Source organism: Cupriavidus sp. AU9028 (assembly GCF_019795295.1).
Classification (GTDB): domain Bacteria; phylum Pseudomonadota; class Gammaproteobacteria; order Burkholderiales; family Burkholderiaceae; genus Cupriavidus.
The window spans coordinates 31440-54599 of sequence record NZ_JAIMCG010000008.1 but is presented as its reverse complement, the minus strand read 5'-3'; the positions used below and the strand labels follow the sequence as shown (position 1 = coordinate 54599).

Sequence of the window (23160 nt, the reverse complement as noted above, 5' to 3'; positions counted from 1 at the left end):
GGCGCCGCGGTCCCGGCGCTGCTCCCCACGTGGCTCCGGTGGTATCCTGCCCGACCCCGGCGGGCGGCCGCCGGGTCAACCATGCCACCGCCCCGGCCTTGACGCCAACGGTTATGGCCGTGGGGCCTGTTGCAAGGACAGCTCGTGGAATTTTTCATCATCTCCCTGCTGAACGGCATCAGCTATGGGCTGCTGCTGTTCATGCTGTCGTCCGGCCTGACGCTGATCTTCAGCATGATGGGCGTGCTCAACTTCGCCCACGCCAGCTTCTACATGCTGGGCGCGTACTTCGCCTATTCGATATCGACCAAGGTCGGCTTCTGGCCGGCGCTGATCCTGGCGCCGCTGCTGGTCGCGGTGGCCGGGGCGCTGGTCGAGCGCTTCGGCCTGCGTACCGTGCATAAATACGGCCATGTCGCCGAACTGCTGTTCACCTTCGGGCTGGCCTATCTGATCGAGGAGGGCGTCAAGCTGGTGTGGGGCCTGGCGGCGGTGCCTTATCGCATTCCGGAGGTGCTGGACGGCCCGCTGTTCACCATCTTCACCTCGTCGTTTCCCAAGTACCGCGCCTTCATGATGCTGGTGTCGCTGGCGATGCTGGTGGGCATCTACCTCGTGCTGACCCGCACCCGCATCGGGCTGGTCATCCAGGCGGCGCTGACCCATCCGGAGATGGTGGAGGCGCTGGGCCACAACGTGCCGCGGGTCTTCATGCTGGTGTTCGGGGGCGGCGCCGCGCTGGCCGGCCTGGCCGGCGTCATCGGCGGCAATGCCTTCGTCACCGAGCCGTCGATGGCGGTGTCGGTGGGGTCGATCGTCTTCGTGGTGGCGGTGGTGGGCGGCATGGGGTCGCTGGTCGGCGCCTTCATTGCCTCGATCCTGATCGGCCTGCTGCAGACCTTCGCGGTGACGATCGACGCGTCGCTGGCCGGCCTGTTCGAGAGCCTGGGCATGCCGGTGACCAGCGAGACGCCGTTCTACTCGCTGTGGCGCCTGACGGTGGCGCAGGTGGCACCGGTGCTGCCTTACCTGCTGCTTGTGCTGATGCTGATCTTCCGGCCGCGCGGCCTGATGGGCACCCGGGAGAGCTGACATGGAACGGACGATGCAACAGACCCGCACCCGGGGCGAAGCCGGGCAAACCATGCGCTACCGGCCGCTGAACCTGGGCCGCTGGCTGCTGTGGGGCATGACCGCGCTGCTGATGCTGGTGCTGCCGCTGATCTTTACCGGCGGCTTCGCCATCACGCTGCTGTCGCAGATCGGCATCATGATCGTGTTCGCGCTGTCGTACAACATGCTGCTCGGGCAGACCGGGCTGCTGTCGTTCGGCCACGCGGTCTACTCGGGCATGGGCGCCTTCATCGCGGTGCACGTGCTCAACATGGTGGGCGAGGGCACGGTCTGGCTGCCGGTGTCGCTGCTGCCGCTGGTGGGCGGCGTGGCGGGGGCCTTCTTCGGCGTGATCTTCGGTTATGTGACCACCAAGAAGTCCGGCACCACTTTCGCGATGATCACGCTCGGCATCGGCGAAATGGTATTCGCCAGCTCGCTGATGTTCCCGGAGTTCTTTGGCGGCGAAGGCGGCATCTCGACCAACCGGGTGGTGGGCGAACCGTTCCTGGGCATCACCTTCGGTCCGGGGCGCCAGGTCTATTACCTGATCGCGGTGTGGTGCCTGCTGTCGATGGCGCTGATGTACGCCTGGACGCAGACGCCGCTGGGGCGTATCGCGAATGCGGTGCGCGACAACCCGGAGCGGGCCGAGTTCATCGGCTACAACACGCAGCGCGTGCGCTACCTGGTGCTGATCCTGTCGGCGTTCTTCGCCGGCATTTCGGGGGCGCTGGCCGCGATCAACTTCGAGATCGTCTCGGCCGAAAACGTCAGCGCCGTGCGCTCGGGTGGCGTGCTGCTGGCCACCTTCATCGGCGGGGCAGGATTCTTCTTCGGCCCGGTGCTGGGTGCCATCGTCTTCGTGCTGTTCGCGGTCGCGCTGTCCGACCTGACCAAGGCCTGGCTGCTGTACCTGGGCCTGTTCTTCGTGCTGATGGTGATGTTCGTGCCGGGCGGCCTGGCCAGCCTCATCATGCTGCAGTTCCCGCTGCTGGCGCGCAGGAAGCTGGGCGCGATGCTGCCGTACTACGGCCGCGCCGCGCTGGCGGGCATCGTGCTGCTGGCGGCGGTGATCCTGACGGTCGAACTGGTCTACAAGGTGCAGGTGGATTACGCCAACGGCACCACCATGTCGCTGTTCGGCATCGGCTTCGATGCGGGTACCCTCGCGCCCTGGGGCGTGGCGGCGGTGCTGTGGCTGGTGGGCCTGGGCGCATGGCGCCTGACCAGCGGACAGGCGCGGGCGCAGTGGGACCGCCTGCAGGCGGAAATCAGCGGAGAACGGGCATGAATGCAGCGAGCAGTGCATCGGTGCGCGGGGGCCGTGCGGCGCTGGAACTGAGCGGCGTGCGCAAGTCCTTCGGCAAGACCGAGATCATCCGCGGCGTCGACCTGACCATTCCGCGCGGGGAGCGGCACGCGCTGATCGGGCCGAATGGGGCCGGCAAGTCCACTACCTTCAACCTGATCTCGGGCCGCTTCGCGCCGACCTCGGGCACGGTGCGGCTGAACGGCGAGGACATTGGCGGCCTGCCGCCGTTCGTCATCAATCGCAAGGGGCTGTCGCGCAGCTTCCAGATCACCAACATCTTCCACCGGCTGACGGTCTTCGAGAACCTGCGTTGTGCGGTGCTCTGGTCGCTCGGGTACAAGTACTCGTTCTGGCACCGGCTGGCCGAACTGCGCGATGCACGCGAGCGGGCCGAGCAGGTGCTGGAGCTGATCGGGCTGCAGCATCGCAGCGCGACGCAGTCGGGCCTGCTGACTTACGCGGAGCAGCGTGCGCTGGAGATCGGCATCACCATCGCCGGCGGCGCGGATGTGATCCTGCTGGACGAGCCGACGGCGGGCATGAGCCGCTCGGAGAGCGATCACGCGGTCGAGCTGATCCGCAAGGTGACCGTCGGCAAGACGCTGGTGATGGTGGAGCACGACATGAGCGTGGTGTTCGGGCTGGCCGACCGCATTTCGGTGCTGGTCTACGGCGAGGTGATTGCCACCGGCACACCGGAGGAGATCCGCGCCGACCGGCGCGTCAAGGAAGCCTATCTTGGCACGACGCTGGACGAGCACGCGCCAGCGGACGGTGCCTCCGCCACCATGGAGGCGCGATGATGGCCGCGCCAAGGCTGACAGTCACTGGGCTGCACGCCTATTACGGCAAGAGCCACATCCTGCACGGCGTCGACCTGCATATCGGGGAGGGCGAGATCGTCGCGCTGCTGGGCCGCAATGGCGTGGGCCGCTCCACGCTGGCCAAGGCCATTCTCGGCATGGTCAAGGCGGAGGGTTCGGTGCGCTTCCGCGATACCGAGCTGCTGGGCAAGCGCACCTTCGAGATCGCGCACCTGGGGCTGGGGTACGTGCCGGAGAACCGCGACATCTTCCCCACGCTGACGGTGCGGCAGAACCTGATGCTTGGCGAGAAGCGCAATCGCAGCCAGGCGACGCCGCGCTGGTCGATGGACGACATGTTCTCGCTGTTCCCCCGGCTGCGCGAGCGCGAAAACACCGTGGCCGGGGTGCTGTCGGGCGGCGAGCAGCAGATGCTGACGCTGTGCCGCACGCTGATGGGCGACCCGGACCTGGTGCTGATCGACGAGCCCACCGAAGGGCTGGCGCCGATGATCGTCGCGCAGGTGGGCGACTATCTGAAGGTGCTGAAGGAGCGCGGGGTGTCGGTGCTGCTGATCGAGCAGAAGCTGGCCATCGCGCTCGATATTTCGCAGCGGGTATATGTGATGGGGCATGGGCACATCGTGTTCGAGGGCAGCCCGGTCGATCTGAAGGCAAATGCGCAGATCCGGAAGGAGTGGCTGGAGGTTTGAGGGTGGTCGTGGCGCAGGCAGTCGTTCATGCGCTCGCTTGCCCTCTCCCCCGGCCCCTCTCCCGCAAGCGGGCGAGGGGAGCACACCGACAGGATCAAGACGCACCTCCGGGTTTGCTACCCTCTCCCGCCATGCGGGAGAGGGGCCGGGGGAGAGGGCCTCCAGCGCATCCTTTCCCAACGCGCCCATGCACGGCGCGATACCCGACCATGCAGCCCCCGCATGGCTTATGCCCATCGCCCGGAAACCCGCGCCCGCCGTGGAATCGCCGCTCCAAAATTGAAATTGAACGACCGTTCTATTTTGTGTATGCTTGTTTCGCTCCGGCATGCAAGGGCGCGCTGCGTTCTTCTGCGGGCGGCAGGCTGAGCGGTCGGCTTTTCCGTTGCCGCCGGGCCGGAAGAACAACAATATTCGAGAATTCGAATCCGAGACAACCCAAGACACCAAAGGAACCAGCATGACAGCGCAGTATCAGGTTCAGGACGGCATCGCCGTCATCACGCTCGACAATCCTCCTGTCAATGGCCTGGGCCACAGCACCCGGCTGGGCATCGTCGATGGCATGACCCGCGCGCTGGACGATGCCTCCGTCAAGGCCATCGTCATCACTGGCGCTGGCAAGGCGTTCTCGGGCGGCGCCGACATCCGCGAGTTCAATACGCCGAAGGCGACCCAGGAGCCGACGCTGCACTCGGTGATCAAGGTGGTGGAAAACTCGACCAAGCCGGTGGTGGCCGCGGTGCATTCGGTGGCGATGGGCGGCGGCCTGGAGCTGGCGCTGGGTTGCAACTACCGTGTCGCATCCAAGGGCGCGCAGATCGCGCTGCCGGAAGTCAAGCTGGGCATCCTGCCGGGTGCGGGCGGCACGCAGCGTCTGCCGCGCCTGATCGGGCTGGAAGCCGCGCTGAACATGATCGTCACCGGCAACCCGGTGCCGTCGGAGAAGTTCGTCGGCAGCAAGCTGTTCGACGAGATCGTCGAGGGCGACGTGCTGCCGGCGGCGATCCAGTTCGCCAGCAAGGTCGGCGCCGCTGCCGGTCCGCACCCGAAGGTGCGCGACATCAAGGTGCGCCACGAGAACGCCGAAGGCTATCTGGCCTTTGCCCGCAATACCGTGGCTGCGGTGGCGAAGAACTTCCCCGCGCCGGCCAAGTGCGTCGATGCCGTGGCGGCCTCGCTCAAGCCCTTCGACGAGGGCCTGCGCCTGGAGCGCGAAGGTTTCATGTATCTGGTCAACACGCCGGAATCGCGCGCGCTGCGTCACGCCTTCTTCGGCGAGCGCGCCGCCAGCAAGATTCCGGACGTGCCGTCGGACACGCCGACCCGCAAGATCGAGAAGGTGGCCGTGATCGGCGCCGGCACCATGGGTGGCGGCATCGCGATGAACTTCCTGAACGCCGGCATTCCGGTGACCATCCTCGAGATGAAGCAGGAAGCGCTGGACCGCGGCATCGGCACCATCCGCAAGAACTACGAGAACAGCGCGAAGAAGGGCAAGCTGACGCAGGAAAAGGTCGAGCAGCGCATGGGCCTGCTCTCCACCACGCTGTCCTATGACGACCTGAAGGACGCCGACCTGATCGTCGAGGCGGTGTTCGAGGAGATGGGCGTCAAGGAAACCGTGTTCAAGACGCTGGACGAAATCGCCAAGCCCGGCGCGATCCTCGCATCGAACACCTCGACGCTGGACGTCAACAAGATCGCCTCGTTCACCAAGCGTCCGCAGGACGTGGTCGGCATGCACTTCTTCAGCCCGGCCAACGTGATGAAGCTGCTGGAAGTGGTGCGCGGCGCGCAGACCGGCAAGGACGTGCTGGCGACCGTGATGCAGGTCGCCAAGAAGATCAAGAAGACCGCCGTGGTCTCCGGCGTCTGCGACGGCTTCATTGGCAACCGCATGATCGAGCAGTACAGCCGCCAGGCCGGCTACCTGCTGGACGAGGGCGCGCTGCCCGAGCAGGTGGACAAGGCGATCGAGAAGTTCGGCTTCGCCATGGGGCCGTTCCGCATGGGCGACCTGGCCGGCAACGATATCGGCTGGGCGATCCGCAAGCGCCGCGCGGTCGAGAAGCCGGACATCCAGTATTCGAAGACCGCCGACCTGCTGTGCGAGCTGGGCCGCTTCGGCCAGAAGACCGGCGCGGGCTGGTACGACTACAAGCCGGGCGACCGCAAGCCGTACCCGAACCAGCAGGTCAACGACATGATCGTGCAGCACTCCAAGGACCTGGGCATCACGCGCCGCAAGATCTCGGATGAGGAGATCGTCGAGCGCCTGGTGTTCGCGCTGGTCAACGAGGGCGCGAAGATCCTGGAAGAGGGCATTGCCTCGAAGGCGTCGGACATCGATATGGTTTATCTGACCGGCTACGGCTTCCCGCTGCACCGCGGCGGCCCGATGCTGTATGCCGACCAGGTCGGCCTGTACAACGTGCTGCAGGCGATGCGCCGCTATGCCAAGGGCTATCACGGCGAGGCCTGGCAACCGGCCCCGCTGCTGGAGAAGCTGGCGGCGGAAGGCAAGGGCTTCAACGGCTGAGGCATCGGCGCAAGGGCGAGGCAAGGAACCGCGATGGAACGACGCTACGGCGGGCAGGACTGCCTGCTTGTGATCGATGTGCAGAACGACTTCATGCCGGGCGGCGCGCTGGCCGTGCCGCATGGCGATGAAGTGGTGCCGGTGATCAACCGGCTGGCTGCGCATTTCGATCACGTGGTGCTGACGCAGGACTGGCATCCGGACGATCACGTCTCGTTCTCCGCCAGCCACGCCGGCACCGAGCCGTTCCAGACCACCACCTTGCATTACGGCGAGCAGGTCCTGTGGCCGTCGCATTGCGTGCAGGGCGAGCCTGGCGCGGCGCTGCATGCGCAGCTGGAGGTGCCGCACGCGCGGCTGCTGCTGCGCAAGGGGCATCACCGCGCAGTCGACAGCTATTCCGCCTTCGTCGAGGCGGACCGCAAGACCCGCACCGGGCTTGCCGGCTATCTGCACGAGCAGGGCGTGCGGCGCGTGTTCTGCGTGGGCCTGGCGACCGACTACTGCGTCGCCTGGAGCGCGCTCGATGCGCGCGCGGCCGGGTTCGAGGCGGCGGTGATCGAGGACGCCTGCCGCGCCATCGATCTGCAGGGCTCGTTGCAGGCCGCGTGGGAACGGCTGGCGGCCGCCGGCGTGCAGCGCCTGCAGTCGGCCGACCTGCTGCGAGCGGACCTGGCACCGGCTTGATCGCCCGATCCTAGACAAGAGACACCAGAGAGAATACCGAGGAGCAAGACATGAACGAGGCAGTCATCGTATCCACCGCACGGACCGGCCTGGCCAAGAGCTGGAAGGGCGGCTTCAATATGACCCACGGCGCCACCCTGGGCGGCCATGTGGTACAGCACGCCATCGCGCGCGCCGGCATCGAGCCGGGGGAGGTCGAGGATGTGCTGATGGGCTGCGCGAATCCGGAAGGTGCGACCGGCGCCAATATCGCGCGCCAGATCGCGCTGCGCGCCGGCTGTCCGGTCACCACGCCGGGCGCCACCGTCAACCGCTTCTGCTCGTCGGGTCTGCAGACCATCGCGATGGCCGCGCAGCGCGTGATCGCCGACGAGGGCGACATCTTCGTCGCCGGCGGGGTGGAGAGCATCTCCTGCGTGCAGCAGGAAATGAACCGCCACATGATCCAGGAAGGCTGGCTGGTCAAGAACAAGCCGGAAATCTACTGGAGCATGCTGCAGACCGCCGAGAACGTCGCCAAGCGCTACAACATCTCCAAGGAGCGCCAGGACGAGTACGGCGTGCAAAGCCAGCTGCGTGCGGCGGCGGCGCTGGAAGCGGGCCGCTTCAAGGACGAGATCGTGCCGCTGACGGTGCTGGCCGGCGTGGCTGACAAGGCCACGGGGCAGATCGTCACCCGGGAAGTGACCGTCGACGCCGACGAGGGCATCCGCCCGGACACCACGCTGGAAGGGGTGTCGAAGATCCGCACCGCCATGCCCGGCGGCGTGATTACCGCCGGCAATGCGTCGCAGTTCTCCGACGGTGCCTCCGCTGCGGTGGTGATGAACGCGCGCGTGGCCGAGGCCCGTGGCCTGAAGCCGCTGGGCGTGTTCCGCGGCTTTGCCGTGGCCGGTTGCGAGCCGGATGAAATGGGCATCGGCCCGGTGTTCGCGGTGCCCAAGCTGCTGAAGAAGACCGGCATGAAGGTCGAGGACATCGGCCTGTGGGAGCTGAACGAGGCGTTCGCGGTGCAGGTGCTGTACTGCGCCGACAAGCTGGGCATTCCGATGGACCGGCTGAACGTCAATGGTGGCGCGATCGCCGTGGGTCACCCGTATGGGGTATCGGGCGCCCGTCTGGTCGGCCACGCGCTGATCGAGGGCAAGCGCCGCGGTGTCAAGCATGTGGTGGTGACCATGTGCATCGGCGGCGGCCAGGGCGCGGCGGGGCTGTTCGAGGTCCTGTAAGGGCGGTCGGGCGTCGAGAGACGCCCGCTTGCCCTCTCCCCGGCCCTCTCCCGCAAGCGGGAGAGGGGGAACACCATCGGCACGCTTCGCTCGCGCGCTGGCGGGGCCATGCCAAGGGTTTGCTCCCCTCGCCCGCTTGCGGGAGAGGGGCCGGGGGAGAGGGTAGTGCACCAAGCGCGCCATCCCCCAAACCTGATTTCCAAGGAGCGGCACCTCACCATGTCGTTGATCCTGTCCCGCCGCGACCTCGACTTCATGCTGTACGAGTGGCTGAATGTCGAGACGCTGACCCGCATTCCCCGCTACGCCGATCACTCCCGCGAGACCTTCGACGCGGCGCTCGATACCTGCGAGCGGATCGCCACCGACCTGTTCGCGCCGCATAACAAGAAGAACGACCAGCAGGAGCCGCATTTCGACGGCGAGACCGTCACCATCATCCCCGAGGTCAAGACCGCGCTGCGCGCCTTCTGCGACGCCGGCCTGATGGCCGCCGGGCAGGACTACGAGCTGGGCGGCATGCAGCTGCCGGTGGTGGTGGAGAAAGCCGGCTTCGCCTACTTCAAGGGCGCCAACGTCGGCACCAGTTCCTATCCCTTCCTGACCATCGGCAACGCTAACCTGCTGCTGGCGCATGGCACGCCGGCGCAGGTCGATACCTTCGTGCGGCCGGAGCTGGAAGGGCGCTTCTTCGGCACCATGTGCCTGTCCGAGCCGCAGGCCGGCTCGTCGCTGTCGGACATCGCCACGCGCGCCGAGTACGAAGGCGAATCGCCGCTGGGGCCGCAATACCGGCTACGCGGCAACAAGATGTGGATTTCCGCCGGTGAGCACGAGTTGGCGGACAACATCGTGCACCTGGTACTGGCCAAGATTCCCGGCCCGGACGGCAAGCTGATTCCCGGCGTCAAGGGCATCTCGCTGTTCATCGTGCCCAAGTACCTGGTCAATCCGGACGGCTCGCTGGGCGAGCGCAACGACGTGGTACTGGCGGGCCTGAACCACAAGATGGGCTACCGCGGCACCACCAACTGCCTGCTCAATTTCGGCGAGGGCACGCGGCACCGTCCGGGCGGCAAGGCCGGCGCGATTGGCTATCTGGTCGGCGAGCCGCACCGGGGCCTGGCCTGCATGTTCCACATGATGAACGAGGCCCGCATCGGCGTCGGACTGGGCGCGGTGATGCTGGGCTATACCGGCTACCTGCACGCGCTGGAGTACGCGCGCAATCGCCCCCAGGGCCGGCCGGTCGGACCCGGCGGCAAGGACCCGTCCAGTCCGCAAATCCCACTGGTCCAGCATGCCGACGTGCGCCGCATGCTGCTGGCGCAAAAAAGCTATGTCGAAGGCGGCCTGGCGCTGAACCTGTACTGCGCCCGGCTGGTGGACGAGCAGCACGCCGCGGAAAGCGCGCAGCAAGGGCAGGAGGCGCGGCGCCTGAACCTGCTGCTGGACATCCTGACGCCGATCGCCAAGAGCTGGCCGTCGCAATGGTGCCTGGAGGCCAACAGCCTGGCCATCCAGGTGCATGGCGGCTACGGCTATACCCGCGAGTACAACGTCGAACAGCTCTACCGCGACAACCGTCTCAATCCGATCCACGAGGGCACGCACGGCATCCAGGGGCTGGATCTGCTGGGCCGCAAGGTGGTGATGGAAGACGGCGCGGCGTTCCGCGCGCTGGGCGCGCAGGTTCGCGCCACCATCGAGCGCGCCGCGCAGGGTCCGCAGGAACTGCGCGAGCACGCCGGGCAACTGACGGCTGCCGCGCACCGGCTCGAAGAGGTCACCGGCAAGCTGTGGAGCGCCGGCGATCCCGGCCTGACGCTGGCCAATGCCTCGGTCTATCTGGAGGCGTTCGGCCATACCGTGGTGGCGTGGATCTGGCTCGAACAGGCCCTGCAGGCGGCAAAGGCGCTGCAGCAGCTGGAGGCCGGGCACCGCGACGAGGACTTCTATCGCGGCAAGCTCGCCGCGGCGAGGTACTTCTTCCACTGGGAGCTGCCGAAGACCGGCCCGCAGCTGGACCTGCTGGCCTCGCTGGACCGTACCACGCTGGACATGCAGGACGCCTGGTTCTAGCGCGCCACGCTTGCCAGCCATCATCGCTCGCCCGACAGAGGCAAACAACAAGGAGACGACATGAAGACGATTGCGCAGCTGTTCGATCTGACCGGCCGCACCGCGCTGATCACCGGCGGCTCCCGCGGGCTTGGCCTGCAGATCGCCGAAGCGCTGGGCGAGCAGGGTGCCCGGCTGGTGCTGTCCGCGCGCAAGGCCGACGAACTGCAGGAGGCGCAGCAGCATCTGCGCGAGCGCGGCATCGAGGCAGACTGGATCGTCGCCGATGGCGCCCGCGATGACGATATCGCCCGGCTCGCCGAGGAAACGCTGTCGCGGCTGGGCCAGGTCGATATTCTGGTCAACAACGCCGGCGCCACCTGGGGTGCCCCGGCCGAGGACCATCCGGTCGAGGCCTGGGACAAGGTAATGAACCTGAACATCCGCGGCCTGTTCCTGCTGACCCAGCGCATCGGCAAGCTGTCGATGATTCCGCGCCGGCAGGGCCGCATCATCAACGTCGCGTCGATCGCCGGCCTGTCGGGCAATCCGCCGGGCACGCTGGAAACCATTGCCTACAACACCTCGAAGGGCGCGGTGGTCAACTTCACGCGCACGCTGGCCGGCGAGTGGGGCGAGCACAACATCACCGTCAACGCGCTGGCGCCCGGTTTCTTTCCGTCGAAGATGACGCAGGGCTCGCTCGCCCGCATGGGGGTGGAGCGCATGTGCGAGGGCGTGCCGCTGCGCCGGCTGGGCGACGACGAGGACCTCAAGGGCGCCGCGCTGCTGTTCGCCAGCGACGCTGGCAAGCACATCACCGGACAGATCCTGGCGGTGGACGGGGGCGTCAGCGCCGTCTGATGCCAGAGCCGCCGGGCAACATGGAACACGGAACTCTCGATATGACCGAACCGCAGTACGGCTTTCCCATCCCCATCCCGTTCGTCGAGTCGCTGGGCATTCGCTGCACCCTGATGGAGGGCGGCCGCAGCGAGCTGGTGCTGCCGATCGAGCGGCAGCACCACAACGGCCTGAACATGGCGCACGGCGGCGTCCTGATGACGCTGCTCGACGTCGGCATGGCGGTGGCCTGCCGCTCGCTGCCGCCCAGGTCCGCCGCCCCCGGCGAGGATCACGGCGTGGTCACCATCGAGATGAAGACGACGTTCCTGTCGCCGGGCAGCGGTACGCTGCGCTCGCAGGGCCAGTGCATCCACCGCACCGGCTCGATGGCCTTTGCCGAGGCGCAGATCGTCGATGCCGAGGACCGCGTGGTGGCGCGCAGCTCGGGCACCTTCAAGTATGTAAGGCGCAGGCCCGAGGCCGGCCAGCCCCAGGCCGGGCAGGGCAACGGCGACGGCTGACCCTTCGAAGCGCGGACCCGCGACCGCGCGTTGTGATGACTTTCCGATGGCTGGCGGGGCGCGGCGCTCCGTCGGCGACTGCAGGCAACCGATCAAAGAGGATATCCATGTCGACCACCTTCCAGCGCATCGTGCTCGCTTCCCGGCCCACCGGCGCCGTCAGCCCGGACAACTTCCGCCTCGAGACCGCCCCGATTCCCGAACTCACTGACGGGCAGGTGCTGGTGCGCAATCATTACCTGTCGCTGGACCCGTACATGCGCGGGCGGATGAACGAGAGCAAGTCCTATGCCGCGCCGCAGCCGCTGGACGAGGTGATGGTCGGCGGCACCGTTGGCGAGGTGGTCGAAAGCCGGCATCCGAAGTTCGCCAAGGGCGATTCGGTGGTCGGCATGTTCGGCTGGCAGGAATACGGCGTCAGCGACGGCACCGGCATCCAGAAGGTCGATACCAGCAAGATCCCGCTGTCGGCCTATCTCGGCCCGGTCGGCATGCCGGGCGTGACCGCCTGGTACGGCCTGAACCAGATCATTGCGCCCAAGGCCGGCGAGACGGTGGTGGTCAGCGCCGCGTCGGGCGCGGTCGGCAGCGTGGTGGGCCAGCTGGCCAAGCTGGCCGGCTGCCGCGCGGTCGGCATCGCCGGCGGCAAGGAAAAATGCGACTACGTGGTGCAGGAGCTGGGCTTCGATGCCTGCGTCGACTACAAGGCGGCCGAGGACGGCAAGGCGCTGTATTCGATGATCAAGGAGGCGACGCCCGACGGCGTCGACGGCTATTTCGAGAACGTCGGCGGCGAGGTGCTGGACGCGGTGCTGGCGCGGATGAATGCGTTCGGCCGCATCGCGGTCTGCGGCATGATCGCCGGCTATGACGGCCAGCCGTTGCCGCTGAAGAACCCGGCGCTGATCCTGATCTCGCGCCTGAAGGTGGAGGGCTTCATCGTCAGCGAGCATATGGAGCTGTGGCCGCAGGCGCTGGCAGAGCTCGGCGCCGGCGTGGCGAGCGGCAAGATCAAGTACCGCGAGACCATCGCCCAGGGGCTGGCGAGCGCGCCCGAAGCGTTCATGGGCCTGCTCAAGGGCAAGAATTTCGGCAAGCAGCTGGTCAAGCTGATCTGACCGCCGCCCCTGCCATCCCCGCAATCGGAACCAGACCACACAGGAGACAGCCCATGCTGACGGAAGCAGGCACCGGCCTGGCAAAAGGCGAAGGGGTCGGCGACACCGCCGACCGGGACAGCATCGGCAGCGGGCTGTCCGAGGAGATCAAGGCGAAGTACCGGCAGCTGCCGCGTCCGCCGCGCTTCGAGACGGCCGCGCAGGAGCGGCTGCACCGCAAGCAGCGGCTGGCCGCGGCGTTTCGCCTGTTCTCGAAGTTCGGCTTCGACGAGGGCGTGGCAGGCCATATCACCGCGCGCGATCCGGAGCACGAGGATACCTTCTGGGTCAATCCGTTCGGCGTGCACTTCAGCCAGGTCAAGGTATCGAACCTGATCCGCTGCGACCACCAGGGCAATGTGGTGGAAGGCGACTATCCGGTCAACGCGGCGGCATTCGCGATTCATTCGCGCATTCACATGACGCGGCCCGATGCGGTGGCCGCCGCGCATTCGCACAGCACCTATGGGCGCGCGTGGTCCACGCTGGGACGCCCGCTGGATCCGCTGACGCAGGACGTGTGCGCGTTCTACCAGGACCACGCGGTCTACGACGACTTCGGCGGCGTGGTGGTCGAACTGGACGAAGGGCAGCGCATCGCCAATGCGCTGGGGCCGCACAAGGCCGCGATCCTGCAGAACCACGGGCTGCTGACGGTAGGCAGGACGGTGGACGAGGCGGCGTGGTGGTTCATCACCATGGAGCGTTCCTGCCAGGTGCAGCTGCTGGCCGAGGCCGCGGCGGCGCGTACCGGAACGGCGCCGCGCACCATTTCGGATGCGGCGGCGCGCCAGGCATATTCGATCGTCGGCACGGCGCAGGCGGGCTGGTTCCAGTTCCAGCCGCTGTACGCCCGCATCGTCAAGGAACAGCCGGATCTGCTCGACTGAGCCGGGCGCTCGCCGCCGCTGGCGGCGGGCAGCGGTCCGGCGCGGAACAGACAAGAACAAGCCGCGCGGCGGCAGGAGGAAACATGAAGCGGTTCCAGGGCAGGGTCGCCGTCATCACTGGCGGCGCATCGGGATTCGGCAAGGAGTTCGCCCGGCAGGGGGCGGCGCTCGGCATGAAGCTGGTGCTGGCCGACGTGCAGCAGGACGCGCTGGACGAGACGGTGGCGGGCTTGCGGGCGCAGGGCGTACCCGCGATCGGGCTGCGCGCCGATGTGTCGCGCGTCGAGGATGTGCAGGCGGTGGCCAACGCCGCCATCGAGGCCTTTGGCGAAGTCAACCTGGTCTTCAACAACGCCGGTGTCGGTGCGGGCGGACTGGTCTGGGAGAACTCGCAGAAGGACTGGGACTGGGTGCTCGGCGTGAACCTGCATGGCGTGATCCACGGCGTGCGCATCTTCACCCCCTTGATGCTCGAAGCGGCCGCCCGCGATCCGGACTACGAGGGCCATATCGTCAACACCGCGTCGATGGCCGGCATGGTCAACGCGCCGACAATGGGCATCTACAACGTGTCCAAGCACGCGGTGGTGGCGTTGACCGAGTCGCTGTACCAGGACCTGAGCCTGGTGACCGAACAGGTGCACTGCTCGCTGCTGTGCCCGTATTTCGTGCCGACCGGCATTCACCAGTCGCACCGCAATCGCCCGTCGGCATTGTCCAATGACGCGCCGCCCACCCGCTCGCAACTCGCCGCGCAGGCGATGTCGGACAAGGCCGTGACCTCGGGCAAGGTCAGCGCCGCGGAGGTCGCGAAGATGACCTTCGATGCGATTCGTGCCGACAGCTTCTATGTCTACTCCCATCCGCACGCGCTGGGGCCGGTGCAGCAGCGCTTCGAAGCCATTCTTGCGCAGCGCAATCCGGGCGACCCGTTCGCGGGCAAGCCGGAACTGCGGGAACAGCTGATCGCCACGTTGCGCGGCTGAGCGGCCCGGCCTGGCGATGGCCAGGCATGGACCCTGCATCCGGCTGCGATGGCGCGGCGCCAGCGATCGGGGCGGCGCGCACCATCCGCAATCCCGCGGCCAGCTTGCGGGACCACACCGTAGACCGTCGAGGAAACCATGACCAGTCCGGCCGTGATTCATCACCTGCAGTTCGCCACGCTGCCCAATGGCACGCGGCTGCATTACGCCAGTGCCGGGCAGCGCGGCAAGCCGCTGATGCTGTTCGTGCATGGCTTTCCGGAGTTCTGGTACGAATGGGAGGCGCAGCTGGCCGAGTTCGGCCGGACCCATTTCGCGGTGGCGCCGGACCTGCGTGGCTTCAATCTGTCGAGCAAGCCGGCCGACGTGTCGGCCTACCGGCCGCGCCATATCGCCGAGGACCTGGTGCAGTTCGTCGCCGCGCTCGGCTACGAGCACTGCATCGTCGTCGCCCACGACTGGGGCGGCGCGATCTGCTGGAATCTGGCGATCCAGCAGCCCGAGCTGGTGCGGCAGCTGGTCATTGTCAACGCGCCGCACCCGTATCTGTTTGCGCAGGCACTGGCGAAGGACCCGGCGCAACAGCAGGCGTCCGCCTATATGAACTGGCTGCGCCGGCCCGGCAGCGAGACCGCACTGGCGGCCGACGGACATGCGAGGCTGATCGGCATGCTCGCCGGGAAAGAAGGGGGCGCCCCTGACTGGTTCCGGGGCGAAACGCGCGACAAGTACCTTGCGGCGTGGACGCAGCCGGGCGAGCAGGGCGAGCATCCGCTCAGCGGCGCGGTCAATTACTACCGCGCCTCGCCGATGCACCCACCGCAGCAGGGCGAGGCGGGGCCCGACCTGTCCCGGCTCGAACCCAACGACTTCATCGTGCGCGTGCCGACGCTGGTGATCTGGGGCGAACGGGACCAGGCGCTGCCGAAGTCCCTGCTGGATGGATTGGAGCGCTTCGTGCCGGCGCTGCGCATCGAACGCATTCCGGAGGGAACGCACTGGGTCGTGCATGAGCAGCCGGAGCGGATCAATCGGTTGATCCGGAGCGCGTTGCCCGTCGGGGAATAGGGCAGGGAATTGCCAGGCTGAAGCGACGAAAGACCGACGCCAAAGACCGAAGACCAACCCCTCTCCCCGGCCCTCTCCCCTTGAAGGGGAGAGGGGGAACACCGGCAGCAATGGAGTTGTCGCAGGTTTGCTCCCCTCTTCCGCTCGCGGGAGAGGGGCCGGGGGAGAGGGCAGCGGGCGCTGACCGCGTGCGGCGGGTCAAAGCTCCCCGAACGCTCCCAGCCGCTGCTGATACAACCGATAGTTTTCCTCGTCAAAGCAGACAAAGGTCACCTGCACGATGCTCGGCGCCGACGGCAGCTGCTCCAGCACGGCGGCGATCGCGATGTCGGCCGCCCGCTCGCGCGGAAAGCCGTAGACGCCGGTGCTGATATTGGGAAACGCCAGCGTGCGCAGCCCATGCTGCGCGGCCAGCGCGATGCTGCTGCGATAGGCGCTGGCCAGCAGCGCGTCCTCGTCGTCGTTGCCGCCGCGCCAGACCGGCCCGACCGCGTGGATGACATACGGCGCCGGCAGCATGCCGCCGGTGGTGATCACCGCCTCGCCGGTGGGGCAACCGCCTTGCCGCTCGCGGATCTCGCGACAGGCCTGCGCGATCGCCGGTCCGCCCGCGCCATGGATCGCGCCATCGACGCCGCCGCCGCCCATCAGGCCGCTGTTGGCGGCATTGACAATGGCATCGACTTCCATCCGGGTGATATCGCCGTGAATCGCCTGCATCCGCTCGCCTGTCATCGCTTCCTCCCGTAGTGGCGGCTGCTCCCGGCCGTGCGCCGGGCGGCGGCCGTTACATCGACTCCGCCAGCATACGCCGATAGTCGTCGGGGCTGGCTTCCTTCGGGTTGGTCTTGTGGCAGTGGTCCGCCATCGCGCCGGCCACGACCTTGTCGAACATCTCCGGGGTGACTCCCATCCCCGCCAGACCGGTCGGCAAGCCCAGCCGCGCGGTCAGGCCGAACACGGCATCGGCGAGGTCGGCCCCCTCGGGCAGCTGCATCACGCGGCGCATCCGTTCGTAGCGCCGCTCTCGCACCACGCTGGGCGCATCGGCATTGAAGCGCAGCACCGCCGGCAGCACCACCGCATTGAGGGTGCCGTGATGCAGCCCGGTGCGACCGTCGATCTTCAGGCCGCCCAGCGGGTGCGACAGCGAGTGCACGCAGCCCAGGCCCTTCTGGAAGGCCATCGCACCCTGCATCGATGCGCTCATCATGTTCAGCCGCGCCTCGCGGTCCTGGCCGTCCTGGGTCGCGCGCTCGATATGGGCCCACGCGCGCTCCAGGCCGTCCAGCGCGATGCCGTCGGCCGGTGGGTTGAAGGCCGGTGCGAGGAAGGTCTCGATGCAATGGGCGATGGCGTCCATGCCGGTCGCGGCCGTCAGCGCGGGCGGCAGGCCCAGCGTCAGCTCGGGGTCGCAGATGGCCGACTTGGGCAGCAGGTGCCAGGAGTGAAAGCCCAGCTTGCGGCCGTCCTCCAGGATGATGATGGCGCCGCGCGCCACTTCGCTGCCGGTGCCGGAGGTGGTCGGCACGGCGATCAGCGGCGCGGCATCCGCGCCGATCTTGCCGCTGCCGCCTTCGATGGTCGCGTACTGGGTCAGCTCGCCCGGATGGGTGGCCAGGATGGCAATGCCCTTGGCCAGGTCGATCGACGAGCCGCCGCCGACCGCCACCAGCCCGTCGCAGTCCTGCGCACGGTACAGCTCGGCTGCCTTGCGGACCATTGCCTCGGTCGGGTTCGACGGCGTTTCATCGAAGACCGCGACCGGCAGGCCCGTCATCGCGTCGATGGCGCGCTGGGCGATCCCCGCGGCAACGACGCCCTTGTCGGTGACCAGCATGGGCCGCCGGATGCCGATGCGGTCGCATTCGGACTTGAGCAGACCGACGGCGCCGAAGTCCAGATGGATATGGGTCAGGTAGTAGATGAAAGCCATCGTCTGTCTCCTGTGTTGCGCCGCGTTTCGGGTGCGGTCGCATTGTTCTTTTTGCGGGTTCCGGGTTTGTCCCAGTCAAGCAGGCTTGCCCCGATGCCGACCACCAGAGGGATGGCCAGGGGCAGGGGAACGATCCGCCCGTTCCTTGTCTGATAAAAAACACATTGAAACGGGGCTTTTGCCCAACGCGGTACAAAGCTCTGGCATCATACTAAAATCGAACGCTCGTTCACAAAACGCCCGTTCACGAATATAACAGCGCCGGCGTTGGCCGGTGACTTCACCGCCAACGTACCGATTCTCCAGTCGCTCATGTCCGCCGTCCAGTCCTCCACCGCCCAGATGCCGTCGCCGGTTGCGACGCGGGCCGGTGCATGGCCGGAGGCCGCTGCGCAGCCGCTCGACCCGCAGGTCGCCCAACTGCTGGACATGGTGTCCCGCGCCAAGCGGCCCCCGCTGAACGCACTGGATCCGGTCGACGCCAAGATCGCGTACGAGAAGAGTTCGCCGATCGTCGATATCGCGCCGCAGCCGGTGTTTGCGGTCGAGGATCTGGCGGTGCCCGCCCGCGACGGCCATTCGTTGCGCGTGCGGCTGTATCGGCCCAGGGCAGCCGCGGCAGGCGAGCGTCTGCCCTTGCTGGTGTACTACCACGGCGGCGGCTTTACCGTTGGCAGCGTGAACTCGCACGATGCGCTGTGCCGGATGTTCTGCGCCCAGGCCGATACGGTGGTGGCGTCGGTGGACTATCGGCTCGGCCCGGAGTGGAAATTCCCGACGGCCGTGCACGATGCGCAGGATGCGCTGCGCTGGGCGTTCGACAGCGCCAATGCGCTGGGCGTGGATGCGGCCCGGATCGCGCTGGGCGGCGACAGTGCCGGCGGCACGCTGGCCGCGGTCACGGCGGTGCAGGCGCGCACCCAAGGCCTGGCGCCGGTGCTGCAGATGCTGATCTATCCGGGCACTTGCGCGCGCCAGGACACCGCCTCGCACCGGCGGCTGGCGCACGGCTACCTGCTGACCGCCGAGATGATCCACTGGTTCTTCTCCCAATACCTGTGCAGCGACGCGCAGCGCGACGATTGGCGTTTCGCGCCGCTGGACGCGGGCGGCAGCGGGGCGGACGTGCGCGGTGTCTGCCCGGCCTGGATCGCCGTGGCGGGCTACGACCCGTTGCACGACGAGGGCGTTGCCTATGCCCGCAAGCTGGAGCAGGCGGGCGTGGCGGCGGAACTGGCGAGCTATCCCGGCATGATCCACGATTTTTTCAAGCTGGGACGCTTCGTCCCGGCAGTGGCACAGGCGCACGGCGACGCGGTCGATGCGTTGCGCCGAGCCTTTGGCACGTTGCCGCCCTCGGGCGGTGCCCAGGGCGATCGGGGCGGGACGATGCCGCCCTGACCTCGACGCCAGGGCGGTCGCAGAACCCCGGTTTTTCAAGCAGGACCCAAGCAGCAGCTTGCAGCAACAGGAGACAAGTAGAGATGCAACGCCGTCATTTTCTCGCCCGTGCGGGCGCCATTGCCGCCACCAGCGCCATCGCGGCAGCCGGCCTGGGCACCATGTCGGCCGCCCATGCGCAGGCGGACGATTTCCCGCAGAAGCCGATCCGTCTCATCATCGGCTACACCGCGGGCGGCTCGACCGATATTCCGTTCCGCGTGCTGGCCGAGAACGCCTCGAAGATTCTCGGCCAGCCGGTGATCATCGAGAACAAGCCGGGTGCCGGCGGCGTGCTGCCGGCCCAGATGATGCAGGCCGCCCAGCCGGACGGCTACACGCTGGCGCAGATTCCGCTGCCGGTCTTCCGCCTGCCCTATACCACCAAGATCAACTGGGACCCGGTCAAGGACCTGACCTACGTGATCAACCTGGCCGGCTACGCCTTCGGCCTCGTGGTGCCGGCGGATTCGCCGATCAAGTCGATGAAGGAGTACATCGCCTACGCCAAGGCGAATCCGGGCAAGCTGACCTATGGCACGCCTGGTCCGATGACCACGCTGCATCTGACCATGGAAGAGCTGGCGGCCAACCAGAACGTCAAGTTCTCGCACATCCCGTTCAAGGGCAATTCGGAATCGATGCAGGCCCTGCTGGGCGGGCACGTGATGTCGGTGGCCGACACGCCGGCGTGGGCGCCGTACGTGGAGCAGGGCAAGCTGCGCCTGCTGTCGGTCTGGGGCGAAAAGCGTTCGCCGCGCTTCCCGGACGTGCCGACGCTGAAGGAGCTGGGCATCGGCATCGTGCAGACCTCGCCGTTCGGCCTGGCCGCGCCCAAGGGCACCGACCCGAAGATCGTGCAGAAGCTGCACGACGCCTTCAAGAAGGCGATGGAGATGCCGAACTACCGCGAGTCGCTCGCCAAGTTCGACATGGAGCCGTTCTACATGGGTAGCCAGCAGTACACCAAGTTCGCCGCCGATACGGTGAAGAAGGAACAGGCGATCATCGAGAAGCTGGGCCTGGCCCGCAAGCAGTAAGCGATCGCGGCAACGTCCGCCGCGTGCGGACGGCGGTGACGGCGCGTTCCCTCAGGACGCGCCGTTTTCGCTTGCTTGCCTTACCTTGCCACCCCTTGCTGGAGGAACTGCATGGCCAAGGAGGATTTTCGCCACAGCATGCCGCTGCGCGTGCGCTGGGCAGAGGTCGATCCGCAGTCGATCGTCTTCAACGCGCATTACCTGACCTATTGCGATATCTGCGTGACCGAGTACTGGCGCGCGGCGGGTATCCGCTATCCGGGCGACCTGCTGGACGCGCACGGCGTCGATATCTTCGTGGTGAAGTCGACGCTGGAGTACCACGGCTCGGCCCGCTTCGACGACATGCTGGACATTCGCGGCCGCATCGCGCGCATCGGCCGCTCGAGCATGACCTTCCGCGTGGAGATGTATCGCGGCGACCAGCATCTGATCACCGGCGAGATCGTCTATGTCTGCGCCGACCCGCGGACGCAGCGCTCCGCGCCGGTGCCCGAGCCGGTCAGGGCGGCGATTGCCCGGTTCGAGGCGGTCGCGCCGGAGCAGCAAGCGGCTTCGCCTGCGTGACCGCGGCCGTCAGCGCGCCGGCTGCCACGGGCGGATCCAGCCCAGGCCGTCGCGCGTATTGGCGCGCGGGCGGTACTCGCAGCCGATCCAGCCGTCATAGCCCAGTTCGTCGACCAGCCCGAACAGCCACGGATAGTTCAGTTCGCCGCGATCGGGCTCCTGCCGATGCGGCACCCCGGCGATCTGCAGGTGGCCGATGCCGCCCTGGGCGAGGCCCTCGCGCAGCCGCATCGAGACATCGCCCTCGACGATCTGGCAGTGATAGAAGTCGAACTGCACCAGCAGATTCGTTGCGCCCACCTCCTGCCGGACCGTGTGCGCCTCGTGCTGGTGGTTCAGCAGATACCCGGGCATGTCGCGCGGATTGATCGGCTCGATCAGCACCGTCACCCCGTATGCCGCGGCGGCACGCGCGGCGTATGCCAGGTTCTCCAGATAGCAGTCGCGATGGCGCTGCCGCTGCTGGGCGGCGGGCACGATGCCGGCCATCACATGAATGCGATCGTTGCCCAGCACTGCCGCATAGTCCAGCGCCTGCGCGATGCCGGCACGAAACTCCTGCTCCCGCCCGGGCAGCGACGCCAGGCCGCGCTCTCCACCTGCCCAGTCGCCCGGCGGCGCATTGAACAGCGCCTGGGTCAGGCCGTTCTCGTCGAGCCGGCGGCGCAGTTCCTGCGCCGGAAAGTCGTAGGGGAACAGGAATTCCACCGCCTCGAAGCCGTCCTGGGCGGCGGCGGCGAAGCGGTCGAGGAATTCGTGTTCCTGGTACATCATGGACAGGTTGGCGGCGAAGCGCGGCATCAGAGGTCTCCCGATCGTTCTGGCGCTATTGTCGCCCAGGCGCTGCCTGTCACGCCCGCGCAGCGAGGCGGGTTATCATGCTGGCCTCTTTCCATGCCGCCGCTTGGCGCCCAACCCTCGCATCATGTCCGTCACCGTTCGCCTTCTTCCCTGGTCCGAAGCCCGCGACACTGCGCGCGCGATTCGCTATGCCGTGTTCGTCGAGGAGCAGGGCGTGCCGGTGGAACTGGAGTGGGACGACCATGACGACGTCTGCTGGCATGCCATCGCCTACGATGCCGCTGGCACACCGGTGGCGACCGGCCGGTTGCTGCCCGACGGCCATATTGGCCGCATGGCGGTGCTGGCGCGCGCGCGTGGCATCGGTATTGGCGCGCTGGTGCTCCAGGCGCTGATGGAGAAGGGCGAGGACCTGGGTTATCCGCAGTTCGTGCTCAACGCGCAGACGCATGCGACCGGGTTCTACCGGCGCGCCGGCTTCGAGCCGGTGGGAGAGCCCTTCGAGGAAGCGGGCATTCCCCATCTGGAAATGCGCCGCGTGGTGCGGGCCGGCTGAAACGGCCCCGTCAGCGCGATGCCGGCACGATGCCGGTGTCGCGGGCGACCTGCAGTTCGCCCTGATAGACCACCTCGCCCGTGACGCCTTCCGCGTCGAAGCTGCGCTCGACCAGCTCGAAGCGGCCGTCATGGCGCACGCGGATCACGGTGCTGGCGCGCGTGCCGTAGCTCGGCGAGCGGATGAAGGCGGACGACAGCAGCTTCTCCCATTCCGGCGCGACGCCGGTCTGCGGCAGTTCGAAATCGGCTGCCTGCCGCGCGTCGGCCAGCAGGGTCAGATACGGCTGCGCGCTGGCGCCGGCGCCGCCGGTATCGGCGGCAATGGCCTCGGCCATCGCCGCCACCCGGCTGCGCACCTTCGGCCACGGCGTATCGAGCAGCGCATTGGACAGGCCGTAGATGCCCGGCCGCAGCCGCTGCGGCTGGCCGGCCGGTGAACGATTGCTGTACCACCAGAGCGCGTGCAGATCCCCGGCCAGCAGGTTGAAGCCGTTGTAGGCATTGGGCCCGCGCGTGCCCAGTCCGTTCGACAGATCGTCCAGATACTCCGACGGCGAGGCGTCGCCGCGCAGGAAACCGGCCACCAGTTCGCCGCGCGAGCGCGCGTCGGTGCGCTTCTCGGACGGAGCGCGGTAGTTTGTCAGCGCGCCAAAACGGCCATCGGCCGTCATGCCCATCCATGTTCCCGCCTCGCCGATGACTTCGGCCAGGTCGCGCCCGGCCAGCACGCCGGGGGCGTCGTCCCACCAGTGCACGGGGGCCGCCGGGCGTGCATAGAATTCGTCGCGGTTGGCGGCAACGACAAGCGCGTAGTCAGGGTGCGCCTGCCAGCCGACCAGAATCAAACACATGACATTTCCTTCGTGGGGAGCGGCATTGCGATCTCC

General features: G+C 67.5%; 22 protein-coding genes. 18 read left to right on the top strand and 4 right to left on the bottom strand.

The annotated features are described in order from the left end of the window. The first annotated feature begins 144 nt into the window (after positions 1–144). From K6V06_RS10820 to K6V06_RS10755, 14 genes are all read left to right on the top strand, one after another. Positions 145–1092, top strand: a complete 948-nt coding sequence (locus tag K6V06_RS10820) for a branched-chain amino acid ABC transporter permease (protein ID WP_222243198.1) — start codon at positions 145–147, stop codon at positions 1090–1092. 1 nt (position 1093) lies between these two features. Continuing rightward, entirely contained in the window at positions 1094–2407 is a 1314-nt protein-coding gene (locus K6V06_RS10815) for a branched-chain amino acid ABC transporter permease (RefSeq protein ID WP_222243196.1), read from the top strand. Then, positions 2404–3231, top strand: coding sequence for an ABC transporter ATP-binding protein (locus tag K6V06_RS10810; RefSeq protein ID WP_222243194.1), 828 nt, complete (start codon positions 2404–2406; stop codon positions 3229–3231). Before K6V06_RS10815 ends, K6V06_RS10810 begins: the two co-directional genes overlap by 4 nt. Next, positions 3231–3944, top strand: coding sequence for an ABC transporter ATP-binding protein (locus tag K6V06_RS10805; protein WP_222243510.1), 714 nt, complete (start codon positions 3231–3233; stop codon positions 3942–3944). Before K6V06_RS10810 ends, K6V06_RS10805 begins: the two co-directional genes overlap by 1 nt. A gap of 460 nt (positions 3945–4404) precedes the next feature. Then, positions 4405–6486, top strand: a complete 2082-nt coding sequence (locus K6V06_RS10800) for a 3-hydroxyacyl-CoA dehydrogenase NAD-binding domain-containing protein (protein WP_222243192.1) — start codon at positions 4405–4407, stop codon at positions 6484–6486. Between the two features lie 33 nt (positions 6487–6519). Continuing rightward, positions 6520–7173 carry a bifunctional nicotinamidase/pyrazinamidase gene (gene pncA, locus K6V06_RS10795; protein WP_222243190.1) on the top strand — a complete coding sequence of 218 codons (654 nt, stop codon included), beginning with the start codon at positions 6520–6522 and terminating at the stop codon, positions 7171–7173. Between the two features lie 50 nt (positions 7174–7223). Next, positions 7224–8402: an acetyl-CoA C-acyltransferase gene (locus tag K6V06_RS10790; RefSeq protein WP_222243188.1), complete on the top strand. Its 1179-nt coding sequence runs from the start codon at positions 7224–7226 to the stop codon at positions 8400–8402. A 219-nt stretch (positions 8403–8621) separates the two neighbouring features. Then, the gene (locus tag K6V06_RS10785) at positions 8622–10484 is read left to right on the top strand and encodes an acyl-CoA dehydrogenase (RefSeq protein WP_222243186.1); all 1863 of its coding nucleotides are present in this window, start codon (positions 8622–8624) and stop codon (positions 10482–10484) included. A 60-nt stretch (positions 10485–10544) separates the two neighbouring features. Beyond that, the gene (locus tag K6V06_RS10780; protein WP_222243176.1) at positions 10545–11327 is read left to right on the top strand and encodes an SDR family oxidoreductase; all 783 of its coding nucleotides are present in this window, start codon (positions 10545–10547) and stop codon (positions 11325–11327) included. Positions 11328–11368: 41 nt separating this feature from the next. Continuing rightward, positions 11369–11830 carry a PaaI family thioesterase gene (locus K6V06_RS10775; protein ID WP_222243174.1) on the top strand — a complete coding sequence of 154 codons (462 nt, stop codon included), beginning with the start codon at positions 11369–11371 and terminating at the stop codon, positions 11828–11830. Between the two features lie 107 nt (positions 11831–11937). Next, the gene (locus K6V06_RS10770; protein WP_222243172.1) at positions 11938–12948 is read left to right on the top strand and encodes an NADP-dependent oxidoreductase; all 1011 of its coding nucleotides are present in this window, start codon (positions 11938–11940) and stop codon (positions 12946–12948) included. Positions 12949–13001: 53 nt separating this feature from the next. Continuing rightward, positions 13002–13877 (top strand): class II aldolase/adducin family protein, encoded by an 876-nt coding sequence (locus K6V06_RS10765; RefSeq protein WP_255581756.1) that lies wholly within the window; start codon positions 13002–13004, stop codon positions 13875–13877. Between the two features lie 83 nt (positions 13878–13960). Continuing rightward, positions 13961–14863: an SDR family oxidoreductase gene (locus tag K6V06_RS10760; RefSeq protein WP_222243170.1), complete on the top strand. Its 903-nt coding sequence runs from the start codon at positions 13961–13963 to the stop codon at positions 14861–14863. Positions 14864–15001: 138 nt separating this feature from the next. Next, a complete protein-coding gene (locus K6V06_RS10755) occupies positions 15002–15931 on the top strand; it encodes an alpha/beta fold hydrolase (protein ID WP_222243168.1) in 930 nt (309 codons plus the stop codon). A 198-nt stretch (positions 15932–16129) separates the two neighbouring features. On the opposite strand, the gene K6V06_RS10750 is transcribed toward K6V06_RS10755, so the two are convergent. Both K6V06_RS10750 and K6V06_RS10745 read right to left on the bottom strand, forming a co-directional pair. Next, positions 16130–16666, bottom strand: coding sequence for an O-acetyl-ADP-ribose deacetylase (locus K6V06_RS10750; RefSeq protein ID WP_222243167.1), 537 nt, complete (start codon positions 16664–16666; stop codon positions 16130–16132). 52 nt (positions 16667–16718) lie between these two features. Beyond that, the gene (locus K6V06_RS10745; RefSeq protein WP_222243164.1) at positions 16719–17867 is read right to left on the bottom strand and encodes an iron-containing alcohol dehydrogenase; all 1149 of its coding nucleotides are present in this window, start codon (positions 17865–17867) and stop codon (positions 16719–16721) included. Positions 17868–18209: 342 nt separating this feature from the next. Here K6V06_RS10745 and K6V06_RS10740 point away from each other — a divergent pair, with 342 nt between their 5' ends. The 3 genes from K6V06_RS10740 to K6V06_RS10730 all read left to right on the top strand — a co-directional run bounded on the left by K6V06_RS10740 (position 18210) and on the right by K6V06_RS10730 (position 20914). Further along, the gene (locus tag K6V06_RS10740) at positions 18210–19268 is read left to right on the top strand and encodes an alpha/beta hydrolase (RefSeq protein ID WP_255581767.1); all 1059 of its coding nucleotides are present in this window, start codon (positions 18210–18212) and stop codon (positions 19266–19268) included. Positions 19269–19351: 83 nt separating this feature from the next. Beyond that, positions 19352–20347: a tripartite tricarboxylate transporter substrate-binding protein gene (locus K6V06_RS10735; RefSeq protein ID WP_222243152.1), complete on the top strand. Its 996-nt coding sequence runs from the start codon at positions 19352–19354 to the stop codon at positions 20345–20347. Between the two features lie 111 nt (positions 20348–20458). Beyond that, complete coding sequence (locus K6V06_RS10730) at positions 20459–20914, top strand: YbgC/FadM family acyl-CoA thioesterase (RefSeq protein ID WP_222243150.1); 456 nt, start codon at positions 20459–20461, stop codon at positions 20912–20914. Positions 20915–20923: 9 nt separating this feature from the next. Here K6V06_RS10730 and otnI read toward each other — a convergent pair whose 3' ends face one another. Continuing rightward, complete coding sequence (gene otnI / locus K6V06_RS10725) at positions 20924–21715, bottom strand: 2-oxo-tetronate isomerase (RefSeq protein WP_222243148.1); 792 nt, start codon at positions 21713–21715, stop codon at positions 20924–20926. Positions 21716–21839: 124 nt separating this feature from the next. On the opposite strand from otnI, the gene K6V06_RS10720 reads away from it, so the two are divergent. Further along, positions 21840–22271: a GNAT family N-acetyltransferase gene (locus K6V06_RS10720; protein WP_222243146.1), complete on the top strand. Its 432-nt coding sequence runs from the start codon at positions 21840–21842 to the stop codon at positions 22269–22271. A gap of 10 nt (positions 22272–22281) precedes the next feature. On the opposite strand, the gene K6V06_RS10715 is transcribed toward K6V06_RS10720, so the two are convergent. Further along, positions 22282–23124: an NRDE family protein gene (locus K6V06_RS10715; RefSeq protein ID WP_222243144.1), complete on the bottom strand. Its 843-nt coding sequence runs from the start codon at positions 23122–23124 to the stop codon at positions 22282–22284. Between the last annotated feature and the right edge of the window lie 36 nt (positions 23125–23160).

Bases quoted from the DNA above. Each gene is read 5' to 3' on its own strand.
- K6V06_RS10805 (WP_222243510.1), top strand. From the start codon at position 3,231: ATGGCCGCGCCAAGGCTGACAGTCACTGGGCTGCACGCCTATTACGGC.
- K6V06_RS10780 (WP_222243176.1), top strand. From the start codon at position 10,545: ATGAAGACGATTGCGCAGCTGTTCGATCTGACCGGCCGCACCGCGCTG.
- K6V06_RS10765 (WP_255581756.1), top strand. From the start codon at position 13,002: ATGCTGACGGAAGCAGGCACCGGCCTGGCAAAAGGCGAAGGGGTCGGC.
- K6V06_RS10745 (WP_222243164.1), bottom strand. From the start codon at position 17,867: ATGGCTTTCATCTACTACCTGACCCATATCCATCTGGACTTCGGCGCC.
- K6V06_RS10800 (WP_222243192.1), top strand. From the start codon at position 4,405: ATGACAGCGCAGTATCAGGTTCAGGACGGCATCGCCGTCATCACGCTC.
- K6V06_RS10790 (WP_222243188.1), top strand. From the start codon at position 7,224: ATGAACGAGGCAGTCATCGTATCCACCGCACGGACCGGCCTGGCCAAG.
- K6V06_RS10740 (WP_255581767.1), top strand. From the start codon at position 18,210: ATGCCGTCGCCGGTTGCGACGCGGGCCGGTGCATGGCCGGAGGCCGCT.
- K6V06_RS10770 (WP_222243172.1), top strand. From the start codon at position 11,938: ATGTCGACCACCTTCCAGCGCATCGTGCTCGCTTCCCGGCCCACCGGC.
- otnI (WP_222243148.1), bottom strand. From the start codon at position 21,715: ATGCCGCGCTTCGCCGCCAACCTGTCCATGATGTACCAGGAACACGAA.
- K6V06_RS10720 (WP_222243146.1), top strand. From the start codon at position 21,840: ATGTCCGTCACCGTTCGCCTTCTTCCCTGGTCCGAAGCCCGCGACACT.
- K6V06_RS10810 (WP_222243194.1), top strand. From the start codon at position 2,404: ATGAATGCAGCGAGCAGTGCATCGGTGCGCGGGGGCCGTGCGGCGCTG.
- K6V06_RS10715 (WP_222243144.1), bottom strand. From the start codon at position 23,124: ATGTGTTTGATTCTGGTCGGCTGGCAGGCGCACCCTGACTACGCGCTT.
- K6V06_RS10750 (WP_222243167.1), bottom strand. From the start codon at position 16,666: ATGACAGGCGAGCGGATGCAGGCGATTCACGGCGATATCACCCGGATG.
- pncA (WP_222243190.1), top strand. From the start codon at position 6,520: ATGGAACGACGCTACGGCGGGCAGGACTGCCTGCTTGTGATCGATGTG.
- K6V06_RS10775 (WP_222243174.1), top strand. From the start codon at position 11,369: ATGACCGAACCGCAGTACGGCTTTCCCATCCCCATCCCGTTCGTCGAG.
- K6V06_RS10755 (WP_222243168.1), top strand. From the start codon at position 15,002: ATGACCAGTCCGGCCGTGATTCATCACCTGCAGTTCGCCACGCTGCCC.
- K6V06_RS10815 (WP_222243196.1), top strand. From the start codon at position 1,094: ATGGAACGGACGATGCAACAGACCCGCACCCGGGGCGAAGCCGGGCAA.
- K6V06_RS10735 (WP_222243152.1), top strand. From the start codon at position 19,352: ATGCAACGCCGTCATTTTCTCGCCCGTGCGGGCGCCATTGCCGCCACC.
- K6V06_RS10760 (WP_222243170.1), top strand. From the start codon at position 13,961: ATGAAGCGGTTCCAGGGCAGGGTCGCCGTCATCACTGGCGGCGCATCG.
- K6V06_RS10785 (WP_222243186.1), top strand. From the start codon at position 8,622: ATGTCGTTGATCCTGTCCCGCCGCGACCTCGACTTCATGCTGTACGAG.
- K6V06_RS10730 (WP_222243150.1), top strand. From the start codon at position 20,459: ATGGCCAAGGAGGATTTTCGCCACAGCATGCCGCTGCGCGTGCGCTGG.